The organism is Pseudoduganella sp. HUAS MS19, from assembly GCF_053615455.1.
The window spans coordinates 5,890,441-5,905,902 of the sequence record NZ_CM132133.1 but is presented as its reverse complement, the minus strand read 5'-3'; the positions used below and the strand labels follow the sequence as shown (position 1 = coordinate 5,905,902).

Here is a 15,462-nt window from a genome sequence, read left to right as displayed (position 1 = left end):
TCCTACTTTTTGTAGATGCCTGCTTCCAGCACCGCGTCGCCGACGCGCTGGATGTAGGTGGTCTTGGGCTCAATCTTGCCGGTGGTGGGGTTCTTGTACATGTAGTCGACCCAGCCCTTGCCCTTCCTGGCCGCCAGTTCGATGATCTCGCGCCGGTACTTCTTGCCGCTGGCGTCCGGCACGTCGGTCAGGTCCTTGCCGACGATGGTCGGATTTACCGGGTGCGCCAGCACGATGCCCGATTGCAGGTCGCGGATGTCGACGTACAGTGCGCCCTGGATGAATTCGGGATCCTTGGCCGCGACCTTCTCGATAAATTTGTCCTTGCCATGCTGCTTGATGAAGGCGGCGCCTTTCTCCACCATGGCGATGGCGTCTTTCTCAGTTGGTTCGCTGGCGTGGGCCGCTGCTGCGGCCAGCAAGATCAGCGATGCGGTCAGGATGTGTTTCATGCCGGGCTCCTTGGATGGGATGGAAGCCCAACTGTACGTCTGCACACCTGGTCAGCAATTGCGCAAACGCAAGCGCGTAGGATTTTTCCGGCTAGGTATTGAGCTACGGCAATAGGCCGTTTCTTAATCGGACCATCATGAAGTCCTAGCCCACCCACTCAGGAGTACGTCATGACCGCCGATGCCCTGCTCAAGTTCAAGCCATACACCCGCCAAACCATCCGCCAGGCGCCGCAGTGGGAACTGCTGACGCCCGAGCAGCAGGAGGCGGTGCAGGTCATCTCGCACGTGCTGCCATTCCGCACCAACCAGTATGTGCTGGACCAGCTGATCGACTGGGACAAGGTGCCGGACGACCCGATTTACCGCCTGGTGTTTCCGCATCGCGACATGCTGCCGGCGCATGAATACTGGCAACTGCGCGACCTGGTGCTGGTGAAGCAGGATGACGCGGCCGCGCAACAGCTGGTGCGGCAGATCCGGCTGCGCATGAATCCCCATCCGGCCGGGCAGATGACGCACAACGTGCCGCGCGTGAACGATGCGCCCTTGCGCGGCCTGCAGCACAAGTACAAGGAGACGGTCCTGTTCTTTCCCAGCGCGGGACAGACCTGCCACGCTTACTGCACCTTCTGCTTCCGCTGGCCGCAGTTTGTCGGCATGGACGACATGAAGTTCGATGCGCGCGAGACCACCGAGCTGGTGGAGTACCTGAAGACGCACAAGGACGTGACGGACGTGCTGATCACGGGCGGCGACCCGATGATCATGAACACGCGATCGATGGAGGAGATCATCGTGCCCCTGCTCGGGCCGGGGCTGGAGCATATCCAGAATATCCGCGTCGGCACCAAGTCGGTGTCGTACTGGCCGCAGCGCTACGTCAGCGACCGCGATGCCGACGATTTGCTGCGCCTGTTCGAGCGCGTGGTCGCATCGGGCAAGAACATGGCGATCATGGGGCATTACAACCATGCCGTGGAGCTGCGGCACGAGGTGGCGCAGCAGGCCGTCAAGAGGATTGTCGGCACCGGCGCCACCTTGCGCATGCAAGGACCTTTGATCAGGCATATCAACGAAGACCCGGCCAGCTGGGCGGAGCTGTGGCGCACGGGCGTGAGGCTGGGGGCGATCCCGTATTACATGTTCGTGGAACGCGATACCGGGCCGCGCGAATACTTCCAGTTGCCGCTGGCGCGCGCGCATGAAGTGTTCCAGCAGGCGTACCAGATGGTGTCCGGCCTGGCGCGCACGGTGCGCGGGCCGTCCATGAGCGCCTTTCCCGGCAAGGTGGTGATCGATGGCGTGGCGCAGATTGGCGGCGAGAAGGTGTTCGCGCTGCAGTTCCTGCAGGCGCGCAATGCGGACTGGGTACGCAAGCCGTTCTACGCGAAGTACGACCCCACGGCGACCTGGTTCGACCAGCTTCGTCCCGCCTTCGGGCGCGACAAGTTCTTCTTCGAGGAGGGCGAGCAAGGGGCAGGGCACCTACCCGGTGTGGCGACGGTGCCCGTCCTGCCGCGCCGCGTCATCCCGCTGGTGGCCTAGGAGCATGCGATGCGCGCGCCCGCCGCCGCTCCCGTGCCGCAGCCGCCCGGCGATTGGCGAGAGCGATGGGCGGCGGCACCGGTGCGCTGGTGGCGCGGCCGGGAACGGGTGCCGGGTACGCTGTCCGGCCCCGCTACGCTATGCCTGGTGTTCATTCCGTTTGCATTGGGCCACTTCATCTCGTGGCTGCTGCGCAGCGTGAACGCCATGCTGGCGCCGGAACTTGTGGCGCAGGCGAACCTGACCCCCGCACAGCTTGGCATGCTGACCAGCACCTACTTCCTTGCCTTTGCCTTCGCCCAACTGCCGATCGGCATTGCGCTGGACCGCTATGGTCCGCGCCGAGTGCAGTTCGTACTGCTCTTGGTCGCCGCCATTGGCACCCTGGCCTTTGCCGGCGGCAGGGACTTCACCGGACTGGCGATCGCCCGCGCGCTCATGGGTTTGGGCTTCGCCGCCTGCTTCATGTCCGCCATCAAAGCCCTGACCACATGGCTGCCAGCGCACAAGGTCCCTTCGGTACAGGGCTACCTGATCGCAGCCGGCGGTCTGGGCGCCGCAACCGCCACCTTGCCGGTGCGCCTGGCCTTGCACCATATGAGCTGGCAATGGCTGATGATAGGACTTGCTGGCGCCTGTGTCCTGGTTGCGCTGATGATCCTCCTGCTTGCCCCGACGCCGCCGGCCGCGCCGCCGCGCCCATTCACCCTCAGTGCGCTGGCCGATACTTTCACCCATCCGGTATTCCGCGAAACCGCGCTGCTGGTATTGCTGCCGCATACTGTCTTCTTCGGCGTGCAGGGCCTGTGGATCGCACGCTGGCTGGCTGACGTGCCGCGCTACGGCGAGCAAGCCATTGCCTGGCTGCTCTATCTCGGGATGGCGGCAGTGATTTTCGGCTCGATCGCGGTCGGCATGCTGACCGAATGGGCGGCAAAGCGTGGCTGGCGCACGCTGGACGTGGCGGCTGCGGGTGTGCTGCTGTTCGTTCTGCTGCAATGCGCTTTCGCATCCGGATGGCGCCCGGCGCATCAGGTTCTGCCAGTGCTGTTCATGCTGGTCGGCTGCGTCACCGGCATGGAATATTCGATCGTCGCGCAAGCCATGCCGCCAGCATTGACGGGCCGCGCTTCGACCTGCCTGAACCTGCTGATCTTCGTCGGCGCCTTCGTGGTGCAGGCGGGCTTCGGGCAGGTGATTGGACTGTGGACCCCTTCACCGCTCGGACACTATCCCCAGGCCGCCTACCAGTTCGCCTTCGCTTTGCTGGTGCTGATCCAGTTGCCGGGCCTGTGCCGCTACCTGCTCCGACGCTTCCGGTAAAATGTCGCCTTCAACAAGAAGGAAGACGTTATGAAACTGGTTCGTTACGGCCGTATAGGCAAAGAAAAACCTGGCCTGATCGATGAATTCGGCAAACTGCGCGACCTGTCCGGCGAGATCAGCGACTTCGCCGGCGCCAACCTGTCCGACAAGGTGCTGCGCAAGCTGGCCAAAATCGATCCCGAAACGCTGCCGGTAGTGCGCGGCAACCCGCGCTTTGGCGTACCGGTTGCCAAGGTCGGCAAGTTCATCGGCGTGGGCCTGAACTACGCCGACCACGCGAAGGAGGCCGGCCAGCCGATCCCGAGCGAACCGATCATTTTCATGAAGGCGATTACCTGCCTCTCCGGCCCGGACGATCCGATCATGCTGCCGAAAGGCTCGAAGAAGACCGACTGGGAAGTGGAACTGGGCGTGGTGATCGGCACCCGCGCCCGCAATGTCAGCGAGGAAGACGCGGAAAAACATATCGCCGGCTACTGCGTGGTCAATGACGTCTCCGAGCGCGAATTCCAGATGGAGAGCGGCGGCACCTGGGACAAAGGCAAGGGCTGCGATACTTTCGGCCCGGTTGGCCCGTGGCTGGTGACACGCGATGAGGTGTGGGACCTGGACAAACTGGACCTGTATCTTGAGGTGAACGACAAGCGCATGCAGACCGGCTGCACCGAAACCATGATTTTCAAGGTGCCGCAGCTGGTGGCTTACATCTCGCGCTTCATGACGCTGGAGCCGGGCGATATCATCGCCACCGGCACGCCGCCCGGCGTAGGGCTGGCGCGCAAGCGCTTCCTGAAGAAGGGCGATTTCGTGCGCCTGGGGATTGCCGGCCTGGGCGAGCAGCAGCAGGACGTGATCGGCTACCAGGAGTTTTAAACGGCAAATCCCGCTCAGGTCGAAGGCCCCGCCCCTGGCCCGCGGCAGCCTCGCATCGGGTCTGACCCTTGGGGCAGACCCCGGGTGACCGGCTCTAGCCAGGCCGCACGCGAAGCAGGGCCCGCTCCAGCCCATCGCTCAGCCGTGCCACGATCTGCTGCAAATCCACCTCGGTCGCAATAAAGGGCGGCGCCAGCAGCACATGGTCCCCGCGCCTGCCGTCGATCGTCCCGCCCATCGGATACACCATCAAGCCGCACTCCATGCAGGCATCCTTCACCGCCGCATGCAGCCGCAGATCCGGATCGAACGGACGCTTACCCTCCCGGTCCTGCACCAGTTCCAGTGCCAGCAGCATGCCGCGCCCCCTGATATCCCCCACATTCGGATGCAATGAAAACGCTTCGCGCAGCATGCGCTTGAAGGAAGCCCCGCGCACGGTCACGGCGCCCAGAAGCGAATCGCGCCGGATCACCTTCTGCACCGCCAGTGCCGCCGCTGCCGCCACCGGATGCCCTACATAAGTATGCCCATGCTGGAACACGCCGCTGCCCGAACGAAGCCGCTGCACGATATGGTCACGCGCAACGACCGCACCGATCGGCTGGTAACCCGCGCCTAATCCCTTGCCCAATGCAACGATATCCGGCACCACGCCTTCCTGCTCGATAGCATACAGCGTTCCAGTGCGGCCCATGCCGCACATCACTTCATCGGCGATCATCAGGATCCCATACTTGTCGCACAGCGCCCGCACACCCTTGAAGTAGCCCGGTGTCGGCGGTACTGCGCCGCTGGTGGCGCCCACCACCGTCTCGGCGCAGAAGCCGATCACATGCTGCGGCCCGAGGTCAAGGATCTTGGCTTCCAGTTCCTGCAGCAGGTTGGCGGTATATTCGTGCACGTCCTGCCCGGCGCGGCGTTCCCGATATTCAAAGCAGGGCGATACGCGCGCCACATCCATCAGCATGGGTTCGAAATGACGGCGGCGGTATTCGTTGCCGCCGAGCGCCAGCGCGCCCAGCGTATTGCCGTGATAGCTCTGGCGCCGCGCGATGAAAACCCGGCGCTCGCTGTCGCCGTGCTCGACGAAATACTGGCGTGCCAGCTTCAGCGCAGCCTCGATGGCTTCCGATCCACCGGACACCAGATAAGCGTGATTCAGGTCGCCCGGCGCATCCTGCGCCAGCCGGTCGCCCAGCTCTTCGGCCACCTCGGTCGTGAAGAAGGAGGTGTGCGCGTAGGCCGCCACCTTGAGCTGCGACTGCATTGCCGCCAGCACGTCCGGATGGCTATGCCCCAGCGAGGAGACAGCGGCGCCGCCGCTGGCATCGAGATAGGTCTTGCCTTCGCTGTCGCGTACTTGCATGCCGAAAGCGCAGACGGCAACGGGTGGTGTGCGGCGCAGGTCACGGTGGATCAGGTGGGTCATGGCAGCTCCTCGCAGGTTGGTGGTCCAGCGACATTAGCCTGCGCGCCGCAGCGGCGTTTTGATTTTTCTCCTGTCCTGTGCGACCATTTGTGGCTATGAGTGAACGACTAGGCCCGATTCCCCCTTCCGATATGACAGCCGAGCAGCGCGCGGCCGCGCAAGCGGTCATTGATGGCCCGCGCGGCGCGCTGTACGGCCCCTTTGTGCCCTTGCTGCACAGTCCCGAGCTGATGGCATGCACCCAGCGGCTGGGCGAGTACTTGCGCTACCGCAGCGCCATCGGCACCCGGCTCACCGAGCTGGCCATCCTGGTGACATCGCGCCATTGGGACCAGCAGGTGGAATGGGCGATCCATGCGCCCATCGCGGCACAGGCGGGCGTGCCGCAGCCGGTCATCGATGCCATCGCGGCGCGGCAGGCGCCGCAGGGCCTGCAGCCGGACGAGCAGGCCGTCTACGACTTCTGCCATGAGCTGCACAGCACGAAGCAGGTCGGTGACGCCACCTGGGCCGCCGCCATGCTGCAGTTCGGCGAAAAGGGCGTGACGGACCTGATGGGCATCAACGGCTACTACACTCTGCTGGCCATGGTGATGAATGGCGCGCGCTCGGCAGCGCCGCCTTCCACGGCAGCGCCGCTGGACGTTTAGCTTTTGTGTGCGCGGGCTAACGGAAGCCCGGCGCACGACGCGGCACCATCGATAGCGCTGCTTTTTCAGGGGAGCGAACGATGCCTGACCGCCGAAGTTTCCTGCAATCCGCGTTGGCCGTCGTCGGCGCCACGCACGTTCCCGCCGCCACCGGCGCACCTGCGCCGGCCACCCCGGCAGCTGCGGCCGCGCCACCCCGGCCGGTCCGCCTGAGCATCAATGGCCGCGACTACAGCCTGTCGCTGGAACCACGGGTGACGCTGCTCGACGCCCTGCGCGAGCATATCGGCCTGGCCGGCACCAAGAAGGGCTGCGACCGCGGCCAATGCGGCGCCTGTACGGTGCTGGTGGACGGCCGCCGCATCAACGCCTGCCTGACGCTGGCCATCATGCACGAGGGCCAGCGCATCACCACGATTGAAGGCCTGGCGCAAGGCGGCACGCTGACGCCGATGCAACAAGCTTTCCTCGAACACGATGCTTTCCAATGCGGCTATTGCACGCCGGGGCAGATCTGTTCCGCGACGGCGCTGCTGGAAGAGCTGCGTGCCGACGGCGCCGGATGTACCGGCGACGAGATTCGCGAGCGCATGAGCGGCAATCTCTGCCGCTGCGGCGCTTATCCCAACATCGTCGCCGCCATCCGCGCAGTGGCATTGCGGCGCAGCTAAGCGGGCACGCCATGCAATCCTTCCATTATGAACGTACCCGCGACGCGGAAGACGCCTTGCGCCTGGCGCAGCAGGACGGCGCCCGCTTTATCGGCGGCGGCACCAACCTGCTGGATTTGATGAAGGGCGATGTCGAGCATCCCCTGCGGCTGGTCGACATCACCCATGCAGGCCTGGACCGGATCGACGAGCTGCCCGGCGGCGGCCTGCGCATCGGTGCCGGCGTGCGCAATGCCGACGCTGCGCGCCATGCGCTGGTACGCCAGCGTTATCCCCTGCTGTCGCAAGCCATGCTGTCCGGTGCTTCCGCACAGCTGCGCAATATGGTGACCATCGGCGGCAACCTGATGCAGCGCACGCGTTGCCCGTACTTCACCGATACGGCGTTCAGCGGCTGCAACAAGCGGCAGCCCGGCTCCGGCTGCGATGCCCGCCAGGGATACCAGCGTATGCACGCGATCCTTGGCGCCAGTCCCGCTTGCGTGGCAGTGAACCCGTCCGACATGAGCGTGGCGTTGGCCGCACTGGACGCGGTCGTACTGCTGCGCGGACCGCAAGGAAATCGCGAAGTCGCACTGGGCGACTTCCACCGCCTGCCGGGAGATACGCCGCAGCGGGACACGGTGCTGCTGCCCGGCGAACTGATCCTGGCCGTCGACCTGCCGCCGTCGCACATGGCGCGCCACAGCCACTACCTCAAGCTGCGCGACCGCGCCAGCTATGCTTTTGCGCTGGTGTCCGTGGCCGCAGCGCTGGAAATGGACGGCAGCAAGGTGCGCGAAGCGCGCATTGCGCTGGGCGGCGTGGCGCACAAGCCGTGGCGGCGCCCTGAGGCGGAAGCGCTGCTGCGCGGCCATCCGCTCGACGACGCGCAATGCCGTGCCGCTGCCCAGCGGCTGCTGGCGGGGGCGCAACCGCTGGAAGGCAACCGCTTCAAGGTCGAACTCGCGCAGCGCGCCATTGTGCGTACGCTGCGCATTGCAGGAGAAGGCGCATGAAACAGACCGGGCAAGCCATTCCCCGTACTGACGGACGCCAGAAAGTCACCGGCGCGGCCACCTTCGCCGCCGAGCATGCCTTGCCGCGCGTGGCCCACGCCGTGCTGGTGCTCAGCACCATCGCCAAGGGCCGCATCAGCGTGATTGACACTGCGCGCGCAGGCAGCATGCGCGGGGTCCTGGCGGTCATGACGCATAGGAATGCCCCGCGCCTGCCGCGCGAGAAGCCGGGAGGCGAGGAGCAAAAGCCGCCGCCGCCGAAATTGAACCTGCTGCAGGACGAGGAGATCAAATACAACGGCCAGCCGATTGCGGTAGTGATAGCGGAAACGCTGGAACAGGCGCAGGATGCGGCGCGCGCGATCAAGGTGCGCTACGCGCCGCAGCCGGCCCTGCTGGACTTCCAGGCTGCCAAGCGCAGGCTGCGCAAGCCGAAAGAGCAGCCTGACCGGCCCATGCAAACGCAGCGAGGCAATGTCCAGGCCAGCCTGTCGCAGGCGGCGCAGCGCATCGACGTTTTGTACACCACCCCGATCGAGAACCATAACCCGATGGAACCGCATGCCACCATCGCAGCCTGGGACGGCGACCGCCTTACGCTGTACGACGCCACGCAATACGTGTCCGGCGTGAAGAAAAATTGCGCCCGTGCGCTAGGCATCCCGCCGGAAAAGGTGAGGGTGGTGTCGCCCTATGTCGGCGGCGGCTTTGGCTGCAAGGGCAATATGTGGTCGCACGTGGTGCTGGCCGCAATGGCCGCGCGCATAGCCGGCCGGCCCGTGAAACTGGCGCTCGAGCGGCCGCAGATGTTCGCACCCGTGGGTGCGCGGCCAATGACGGAACAGCGCTTGCGCGTTGGCGCCAGCGCCGGCGGCCGCCTGCTGGCGCTCGTGCACGACACGATCTCGCACACTTCCGTGCAGGACGATTTCACCGAGCCATGCAGTTCGCCGACCCGCATGATGTATGCCAGCGACAGCCTGCAGACCACGCAGCAACTGGCGACATTGAACGTGGGCGTGCCGACCTATATGCGCGCCCCGGGCGAGGCGACCGGCAGCTTTGCCCTCGAATGCGCCATCGATGAAATGGCCTATGCGCTGGGCATGGACCCGATAGCCCTGCGGCTGCAGAACTACGCTGAGCAGGACCCCGAGAAAAACATTCCCTTCTCGTCCAAGCAACTGCGCGAGTGCTACAAGGTGGCTGCGGAACGCTTCGGCTGGGCCAGGCGCACTTCGGCGCCGCGCGCCATGCAGGCCGGCGGCACCCTGCTCGGTTGGGGCATGGCCACCGCCACGTATCCGGCCAATCGCATGCCGGCCAAAGCCACGGCCAGCATCGCGCCGGACGGCTCTGCGCTGGTGCGTTGCGGATCGCAGGATATCGGCACCGGCACCTACACCATCATGACCCAGGTGGCAGCCGATGCGCTTGGCCTGCCGCTGGAAAAGGTGCGCTTTGAACTGGGCGATACAAAAATGCCGGAGGCGCCCGTTTCGGGCGGCTCGATGACCGCAGCCAGCGTAGCACCGGCCGTGCACCGTGCCTGCATGGCTGCGCGCGACAAGCTGGTGGCGCTGGCGGTGACCGACAAGGCATCGCCGCTGCATGGTTTTAATGCTGCCGAAGTGGAAGCTGCAGGCGGCTGGCTGCGGCTGCGCGCCACGCCGGAGCGCGGCGAACCCGTGGCGGCGGTCATTGCGCGCAATGGCGGCCAGGCCGTGTCCGGCGATGCGGAAGCCGGGCCCGGCGAAGAAAAGAAGCAATACTCCATGCATTCCTTCGGCGCCGTCTTCGTGGAGGTCAACGTTGACTCCGACCTCGGCACGGTGCGCGTGCCGCGCATCGTGGCCTGCTACGACGTGGGCACTGTGCTGAATGCGAAGACCGCGCGCAGCCAGTTCATTGGCGGCATTGTGTGGGGCCTGGGCATGGCATTGATGGAGAAGACAGAAATGGACTGGCGCTACGGCCGTGCCGCCAACGCCAACCTGGCCGACTACCATGTGCCGGTGAATGCGGACGTGGGCGATATCGACGTGGTCGCGCTGCCGGGCAACGACACCCGCTTCAACGAGCTGGGAGCGCGCGGCATCGGCGAAATCGGCATCGTCGGCGTGGCCGCCGCGGTGGCCAATGCGGTCTACCACGCCACCGGCAAACGGGTGCGCGAGCTGCCGATTACCCTCGACAAGCTGCTTTGACCCGGATTCCAAAGGAACGATCGTGCTGCAAAAATAATTTGCACGCTAATGAATTGTGCGCTATATTTCAACTTAAGAGCTAAGCGCGCTAATCATTAACACACTATACATAAGGAGCTTTGCCATGAAATCGACCATCAAATCCGCCCTGTTTGCTGCTTCCCTGATCGCCGGCGCCGCCCTGGCGCCCGCCCATGCAGCCGAAGACACCACCGTCGTCCTGGTGCACGGCGCCTTCGCCGACGGCTCGGCCTGGAACAAGGTGATCCCGATCCTGCAGAAGCAGGGTGTGAAGGTGGTTTCGGTGCAGAACCCGCTGACTTCACTGGCCGACGACGTGGCTTTTGCCCAGCGCGTGATCGATGCGCAAAGCGGCAAGGTGGTGCTGGTGGGTCACTCCTGGGGCGGCGCTGTGATCACCCAGGCTGGCGCCAGCGACAAGGTGAAATCGCTGGTCTACGTGGCAGCTTTCGCACCCTCGGAAGGTGAAGTGGTTGGTGAACTGGGCAAGGACTTCCCGCTGCCACCGGGTATCGCATCCCTGAAACCTGACAATAGCGGCTTCATTTACCTGTCGGCCGAGTCGATGGCAGTCAACTTCGCGCAAGACCTGACCCCGGCCGAGCACCGCCTGATGACCGCGACCCAAGGCCCGATCAAGGCCAGCGCCTTTGGCGACAAGGTGGACGTGGCTGCATGGAAGACCAAGCCCAGCTACTACATCGTGGCCAGCAAGGACCGCATGATCGATCCGGGTCTGCAGAAAGCCTTTGCAGCCAAGATCAACGCGACCACCACCACGCTGACGGCCAGCCACGTGCCGATGGCGTCGCAGCCTGAAGCTGTGGCCAAGGTGATTCTGGCCGCGGTCAAACGTTAAATCCCGCTGGGGGCTGTGCTACAGTACGCGCCATGGAAAAACGCACGCCCCCTACGCTGGACCAGCATCTCTGCTTCAAGCTGTATTCGACTTCGCTGAAGATGACGCAGCTTTACAAACCTATCCTGGCCCCGCTCAATCTGACGTATCCTCAGTACCTGGTGATGGTCGTGTTGTGGGAGCAGGAGGGGCTGGGCATCAAGGGGCTGGCCGAGCGTTTGCAGCAGGACCCGGGCTCGATAACGCCGCTGGTCAAACGGCTGGAGGCGGAAGGCTACCTGGTGCGCGACCGCGACCCGAACGATGAGCGTAACCGTGTGCTGACCTTAACGGCGAAAGGCCGCGCGCTTCGCGCCGAAGGCTTGAAAGTAAACGAGCAGATTGCAAAGGCTTGCGCGATCACTGCAGGCGACGTGGAGCGCCTGGCAGAAGGCCTTGATAAATTGAGCCGCAACCTTGGTGGGATGGGCGGATGATTCTGTCGGCAAAGGGGCGCAATCATGGAAATTGCATACATCTCGCTGGCAACAACAGTTGCAGTTGCATTCGTTGGCTATCTGGCCACCTATACAAACAACCTGCTGCTGGCGCGCCGACGCGAACGCCTGGACCTGGTATCCAGGCAGCTCAATGAGTTTTACGGTCCCCTCTATCTCTCAACGCGGGCGAGTGCCATTGCTTATTCAGCGATGACGGCCAAGCTTGGCGCAACATTCAGACAAGGCTTTCCACTGAGTTCAACGGATGGCGACACGCCTGCAATGCGGGAATGGCGTCTTTGGGTGCTGGAGGTACTGATGCCAATGAATGCAACGCAGGAAAAGCTCATTCTCAATAGTGCTCATCTGATTCGGGAGCATGAAGTTCCCGACTGCCTGCTTCAGCTTATTGCACATATCGCGGCTTGGAAAGCAGTCATCAAGAAATGGAACGAGGGCAACATAGCCGAACAGTTCGCCCTGATACCCTATCCGGCCAAGGTTTCAGAGTATGCAGCGGAGGCGTTTCGCAGCCTGAAAGCCGAACAGCTCGCCCTCATTGGCAAGACCACATGAGGGCGGGGGCTGGCTCGCGTGTCACGGATTCAGGCAAGCACTTTCTTCAGCCATGCCGAGATGTGACGCATTTCTTCCGAGCAGGAAGCGTGCGGCATCGGATAGTCGTGCCACTCGACCGTGTACCCCAGTTGCGTCAGCAGGTGTCGCGAGGCCATGGCAAGGTTAATCGGGATCACCGTATCCATCGTACCGTGCGCCATGAAGATCGGAGTCTCTTGGTTGGCGGCGTGGCGCTCGGCGGCCACCTTGTCGGCCAGCGGGACGTAGCCGGAAAGGCACATCAAGCCCGCCAGCTTCTTTGGATAGCGCAGGCCGGCCTGCAGCGTCATGGCACAACCTTGCGAGAAGCCGCCCAGCACGATGCGATGTGCTGGAACCCCGCGCCCGATCTCACGGTCGATCAGGGCATCGACCAGGATCTGCGATTCGCGCAGGCCCTTCTCGTCTTCCTGGCGACCGAGGTCGGTATGCACGATGTCGTACCAGGAACGCATGACATAGCCGCCATTGAGCGTCACCGGCATGTGGTTCGCATGCGGGAAGATGAAGCGGATGCCCGGCAGGCCGGCCAGATCCAGGTCGTGGACTGCACCGGCCCAGCCGGCGCCGCTGTCGCCCAGGCCGTGCATCCAGATGACGGAGACCTCCGGGTTGGGCTTGGTATCGTGAACAATGGATTCCAGCAGGTGGGTCATGCGTTGTCCTTCTTGCGAATGGCGGATTTGGGGCGGAATGCCTTGCAGACGGCGTCGTTGGTTTCAGCGTAAGGACCGCCGATCAGGTCGATGCAGTAGGGGACGGCCGCAAACACGCCGCCGATCAGCTGCTTGCCATCGGCATCTTTCAGGCCTTCCAGCGTTTCCTTGATGGCTTTCGGCTGTCCCGGCAGGTTGATTACCAGGGCGGCGTGGCCGTCGGTTTCGCGGATCACGGCGACCTGGCGCGACAGAATGGCGGTCGGCACGAAGGCCAGGCTGACCTGGCGCATCTGCTCGCCGAAGCCCGGCATTTCCTTGGTGCCGATGGCCAGCGTGGCCTCCGGCGTCACGTCGCGCCGCGCCGGGCCGGTGCCGCCGGTGGTGAGCACCAGGTGGCAGCGCACATTGTCGACCAGCTCCACCAGTGTCGATTCGATCTGTGCGCGCTCATCGGGAATCAGGCGTGTCTCAAAACGCACCGGGGTGGTCAGGGCGCTGCGCAGCCACTCTTCCAGCGCCGGGATGCCCTGGTCCTGGTACACACCGCCGCTGGCGCGGTCGGAGATCGATACCAGGCCAACGAGCAGGGTTTCGTCACTCATCTTCATCGCCCTCAGGCGCGTCAACGTCCGCCTCCTCGCCTGGCGACGGGGCGGCTGCCGATTTGTTCAGATCCTTCAGGATCTGGAAGATTTCGCGGTAAGCTTTCGGCGGCTTGTTTTCGGCCTGTTCCTTGCGGGCGTTGCGGATCAGGGTGCGCAGGTGCTGCACGTCCAGGTGCGGCGCCTCTTCCAGCAGGGCGGTGAGGGCCTTGTCGTCGGCCAGCAGCTTATCGCGGCGGCGTTCCAGCGCGTGCAGGGCGGCGGTATCGGCTTTGGAAGCGCCTTTCCAGCCTTCAATGGTGCGCTTGATTACTGCCACTTCTTCTTCGCTCAGGGAACGCATCTTCTTGCCGATGAACTGCATCTGGCGGCGGCGCCCCTCGTGATTCTTGATGTTTTGACATTCCAGGATGGCATCGCGCACATCTTCCGGCATCGGCACGCGCTTGACGCGGTCGCGCGGTGCTTCCACCAGTTCCTGGCCCAGCGCCTGCAGGGCGTCGGACTGGCGTTTCATCTCGGTTTTGGATGGGCGTTCGTATTCTTGTTCGAACTCGCTGGACTGGAAGCCACAGGAGCCGCGGTTTGGATTAGGCATGATAGGAGGGGTAGGGGCTTACACACCCTACCTGTAAAAACGGTAAACGGCTGCTATGATAACTGTTTTAACGCCCAGACCCCCAAAAAGACCCCATGAGCGAATCCGCCTTCTCCTACTCCCAGGACCAGTTGAAACAGCTTGCCCGCGACGTCTTGAAGTACGCGCGCGAGCAGGGCGGTACCGATGCTGCCGTCGAAATCAGCGAAGGCAGCGGTCTTTCGGTCTCGGTCCGCAAGAGCAAGATCGAAACCATCGAACAAAACCGCGACAAGGGCATCGGCGTCACGGTGTTCATCGGGCAGAAGCGCGGCAATGCCAGCACCTCCGATTTCTCGCCGGCTTCGCTCAAGGCCACCGTGGAGGCGGCGTACAATATCGCCCGTTTCACGGCGGAAGACGATTGCGCCGGCCTGGCGGAAGAAGAGCTGCTGGAAAAGAATCCGCAAGACCTGAAACTGTTCTATCCATGGGCGATCTCCACGGAAGAAGCAGTGGAGCTGGCGCAGCGCGCCGAAGCTGCTGCCTTCGCGGTCGACCCGCGCGTGACCAACAGCGAAGGCGCCGGCGTGCACGTGCAGCAGTCGCACTTCGTGTCGGCCAACTCGCGCGGCTTCATCGGCGGCTACCCATACTCCCGCCACACGCTGTCGGTGACCCCGATCGCCGGCAAGGGTGCCAGGATGCAGCGCGACGACTGGTACACCTCGGTCCGTGACCCGAAAAAGATGGCCAGCGCAGAAGCCGTCGGCCGTTATGCTGCCGAACGCTCGCTGGCGCGACTGAATGCGCGCAAACTGGAAACCCGCACCTGCCCGGTGCTGTTCGAGGCGCCACTGGCCGCCGGCCTGCTGGGCGCCTTCGTCCAGGCTACTTCGGGCGGCGCACTGTACCGCAAGTCCTCCTTCCTAGTCGACTCGCTGGGTAAGGACATCTTCCCTTCGCACATCCAGGTCAAGGAAGACCCGCACGTGGTGGGCGCCATCGGCTCCGCGCCGTTCGACGAAGAAGGCGTGCGTACCCAGAAGCGCGACGTGGTCAGGAACGGCGTGCTGCAGGGCTATTTCCTGTCCACCTATTCGGCGCGCAAGCTGGGCATGAAAACCACGGGCAATGCCGGCGGCTCGCACAACCTGTCCATTACTTCCTCGCTGACGAAGAAGAACGACGACTTCGAGGGCATGCTGCGCAAGATGGGTACGGGCCTGCTGGTCACCGAACTGATGGGCCAGGGCACCAACTATGTCACCGGCGATTACAGCCGCGGCGCCTCCGGCTACTGGGTGGAGAACGGCGTGATCCAGTATCCGGTGGAAGAGATCACCATCGCCGGCAATATGAAAGATATGTTCAAGGATATCGTCGGTATCGGCACCGACGTCCTGGTGCGTGGCACCAAGCAAACGGGCTCGATCTTGCTTGAAAAGATGGTGGTTGCCGGAAACTAAATATTTCCATACACTGTCCCG

At 63.8% G+C, this 15,462-nt stretch carries 16 protein-coding genes; 11 read left to right on the top strand and 5 right to left on the bottom strand.

The window, feature by feature from the left end:
• Positions 1-2 precede the first annotated feature (2 nt).
• Positions 3-452, bottom strand: a complete 450-nt coding sequence (locus ACWBU6_RS27025) for a cache domain-containing protein (protein ID WP_452646413.1) — start codon at positions 450-452, stop codon at positions 3-5.
• Between the two features lie 171 nt (positions 453-623).
• Here ACWBU6_RS27025 and ACWBU6_RS27020 point away from each other — a divergent pair, with 171 nt between their 5' ends.
• Genes ACWBU6_RS27020 through ACWBU6_RS27010 form a run of 3 tightly spaced genes read left to right on the top strand, consistent with a single transcriptional unit; the run spans position 624 to position 4,199 of the window.
• Complete coding sequence (locus tag ACWBU6_RS27020; RefSeq protein WP_452646412.1) at positions 624-2,000, top strand: KamA family radical SAM protein; 1,377 nt, start codon at positions 624-626, stop codon at positions 1,998-2,000.
• A gap of 9 nt (positions 2,001-2,009) precedes the next feature.
• On the top strand, positions 2,010-3,323 hold the full coding sequence (locus ACWBU6_RS27015) for an MFS transporter (RefSeq protein ID WP_452646411.1): 1,314 nt from the start codon (positions 2,010-2,012) through the stop codon (positions 3,321-3,323).
• Positions 3,324-3,353: 30 nt separating this feature from the next.
• Positions 3,354-4,199 (top strand): fumarylacetoacetate hydrolase family protein, encoded by an 846-nt coding sequence (locus ACWBU6_RS27010; RefSeq protein ID WP_452646410.1) that lies wholly within the window; start codon positions 3,354-3,356, stop codon positions 4,197-4,199.
• A gap of 94 nt (positions 4,200-4,293) precedes the next feature.
• Here ACWBU6_RS27010 and ACWBU6_RS27005 read toward each other — a convergent pair whose 3' ends face one another.
• Positions 4,294-5,631, bottom strand: coding sequence for an aspartate aminotransferase family protein (locus tag ACWBU6_RS27005; protein ID WP_452646409.1), 1,338 nt, complete (start codon positions 5,629-5,631; stop codon positions 4,294-4,296).
• 95 nt (positions 5,632-5,726) lie between these two features.
• Here ACWBU6_RS27005 and ACWBU6_RS27000 point away from each other — a divergent pair, with 95 nt between their 5' ends.
• The 7 genes from ACWBU6_RS27000 (at position 5,727) to ACWBU6_RS26970 (ending at position 12,092) form a co-directional block, all read left to right on the top strand.
• A complete protein-coding gene (locus ACWBU6_RS27000) occupies positions 5,727-6,281 on the top strand; it encodes a carboxymuconolactone decarboxylase family protein (RefSeq protein WP_452646408.1) in 555 nt (184 codons plus the stop codon).
• Positions 6,282-6,361: 80 nt separating this feature from the next.
• Positions 6,362-6,952, top strand: a complete 591-nt coding sequence (locus ACWBU6_RS26995; protein WP_452646407.1) for a (2Fe-2S)-binding protein — start codon at positions 6,362-6,364, stop codon at positions 6,950-6,952.
• 11 nt (positions 6,953-6,963) lie between these two features.
• Complete coding sequence (locus ACWBU6_RS26990; RefSeq protein ID WP_452646406.1) at positions 6,964-7,950, top strand: FAD binding domain-containing protein; 987 nt, start codon at positions 6,964-6,966, stop codon at positions 7,948-7,950.
• Entirely contained in the window at positions 7,947-10,157 is a 2,211-nt protein-coding gene (locus tag ACWBU6_RS26985; RefSeq protein ID WP_452646405.1) for a xanthine dehydrogenase family protein molybdopterin-binding subunit, read from the top strand. Before ACWBU6_RS26990 ends, ACWBU6_RS26985 begins: the two co-directional genes overlap by 4 nt.
• 124 nt (positions 10,158-10,281) lie before the next feature.
• Positions 10,282-11,037 carry an alpha/beta fold hydrolase gene (locus ACWBU6_RS26980; protein WP_452646404.1) on the top strand — a complete coding sequence of 252 codons (756 nt, stop codon included), beginning with the start codon at positions 10,282-10,284 and terminating at the stop codon, positions 11,035-11,037.
• A 32-nt stretch (positions 11,038-11,069) separates the two neighbouring features.
• Positions 11,070-11,513: a MarR family winged helix-turn-helix transcriptional regulator gene (locus ACWBU6_RS26975; RefSeq protein ID WP_452646403.1), complete on the top strand. Its 444-nt coding sequence runs from the start codon at positions 11,070-11,072 to the stop codon at positions 11,511-11,513.
• Between the two features lie 24 nt (positions 11,514-11,537).
• A complete protein-coding gene (locus ACWBU6_RS26970) occupies positions 11,538-12,092 on the top strand; it encodes a hypothetical protein (protein ID WP_452646402.1) in 555 nt (184 codons plus the stop codon).
• Positions 12,093-12,121: 29 nt separating this feature from the next.
• On the opposite strand, the gene ACWBU6_RS26965 is transcribed toward ACWBU6_RS26970, so the two are convergent.
• From ACWBU6_RS26965 to yjgA, 3 genes are read right to left on the bottom strand one after another with little or no spacing between them, the layout of a single operon-like run.
• The gene (locus tag ACWBU6_RS26965; protein ID WP_452646401.1) at positions 12,122-12,790 is read right to left on the bottom strand and encodes an alpha/beta hydrolase; all 669 of its coding nucleotides are present in this window, start codon (positions 12,788-12,790) and stop codon (positions 12,122-12,124) included.
• On the bottom strand, positions 12,787-13,395 hold the full coding sequence (mog, locus tag ACWBU6_RS26960) for a molybdopterin adenylyltransferase (RefSeq protein WP_452646400.1): 609 nt from the start codon (positions 13,393-13,395) through the stop codon (positions 12,787-12,789). The genes ACWBU6_RS26965 and mog overlap by 4 nt, the downstream gene beginning before the upstream one ends.
• Complete coding sequence (gene yjgA / locus ACWBU6_RS26955; RefSeq protein ID WP_452646399.1) at positions 13,388-13,993, bottom strand: ribosome biogenesis factor YjgA; 606 nt, start codon at positions 13,991-13,993, stop codon at positions 13,388-13,390. The genes mog and yjgA overlap by 8 nt, the downstream gene beginning before the upstream one ends.
• 95 nt (positions 13,994-14,088) lie before the next feature.
• Here yjgA and pmbA point away from each other — a divergent pair, with 95 nt between their 5' ends.
• On the top strand, positions 14,089-15,441 hold the full coding sequence (gene pmbA / locus ACWBU6_RS26950; RefSeq protein ID WP_452646398.1) for a metalloprotease PmbA: 1,353 nt from the start codon (positions 14,089-14,091) through the stop codon (positions 15,439-15,441).
• Positions 15,442-15,462: the final 21 nt, after the last annotated feature.

What these genes read in the sequence shown, in the direction of transcription:
- ACWBU6_RS27025 (WP_452646413.1), bottom strand. Translation starts at nt 452, where the DNA reads ATGAAACACATCCTGACCGCATCGCTGATCTTGCTGGCCGCAGCAGCG.
- ACWBU6_RS27020 (WP_452646412.1), top strand. Translation starts at nt 624, where the DNA reads ATGACCGCCGATGCCCTGCTCAAGTTCAAGCCATACACCCGCCAAACC.
- ACWBU6_RS27015 (WP_452646411.1), top strand. Translation starts at nt 2,010, where the DNA reads ATGCGCGCGCCCGCCGCCGCTCCCGTGCCGCAGCCGCCCGGCGATTGG.
- ACWBU6_RS27010 (WP_452646410.1), top strand. Translation starts at nt 3,354, where the DNA reads ATGAAACTGGTTCGTTACGGCCGTATAGGCAAAGAAAAACCTGGCCTG.
- ACWBU6_RS27005 (WP_452646409.1), bottom strand. Translation starts at nt 5,631, where the DNA reads ATGACCCACCTGATCCACCGTGACCTGCGCCGCACACCACCCGTTGCC.
- ACWBU6_RS27000 (WP_452646408.1), top strand. Translation starts at nt 5,727, where the DNA reads ATGAGTGAACGACTAGGCCCGATTCCCCCTTCCGATATGACAGCCGAG.
- ACWBU6_RS26995 (WP_452646407.1), top strand. Translation starts at nt 6,362, where the DNA reads ATGCCTGACCGCCGAAGTTTCCTGCAATCCGCGTTGGCCGTCGTCGGC.
- ACWBU6_RS26990 (WP_452646406.1), top strand. Translation starts at nt 6,964, where the DNA reads ATGCAATCCTTCCATTATGAACGTACCCGCGACGCGGAAGACGCCTTG.
- ACWBU6_RS26985 (WP_452646405.1), top strand. Translation starts at nt 7,947, where the DNA reads ATGAAACAGACCGGGCAAGCCATTCCCCGTACTGACGGACGCCAGAAA.
- ACWBU6_RS26980 (WP_452646404.1), top strand. Translation starts at nt 10,282, where the DNA reads ATGAAATCGACCATCAAATCCGCCCTGTTTGCTGCTTCCCTGATCGCC.
- ACWBU6_RS26975 (WP_452646403.1), top strand. Translation starts at nt 11,070, where the DNA reads ATGGAAAAACGCACGCCCCCTACGCTGGACCAGCATCTCTGCTTCAAG.
- ACWBU6_RS26970 (WP_452646402.1), top strand. Translation starts at nt 11,538, where the DNA reads ATGGAAATTGCATACATCTCGCTGGCAACAACAGTTGCAGTTGCATTC.
- ACWBU6_RS26965 (WP_452646401.1), bottom strand. Translation starts at nt 12,790, where the DNA reads ATGACCCACCTGCTGGAATCCATTGTTCACGATACCAAGCCCAACCCG.
- mog (WP_452646400.1), bottom strand. Translation starts at nt 13,395, where the DNA reads ATGAGTGACGAAACCCTGCTCGTTGGCCTGGTATCGATCTCCGACCGC.
- yjgA (WP_452646399.1), bottom strand. Translation starts at nt 13,993, where the DNA reads ATGCCTAATCCAAACCGCGGCTCCTGTGGCTTCCAGTCCAGCGAGTTC.
- pmbA (WP_452646398.1), top strand. Translation starts at nt 14,089, where the DNA reads ATGAGCGAATCCGCCTTCTCCTACTCCCAGGACCAGTTGAAACAGCTT.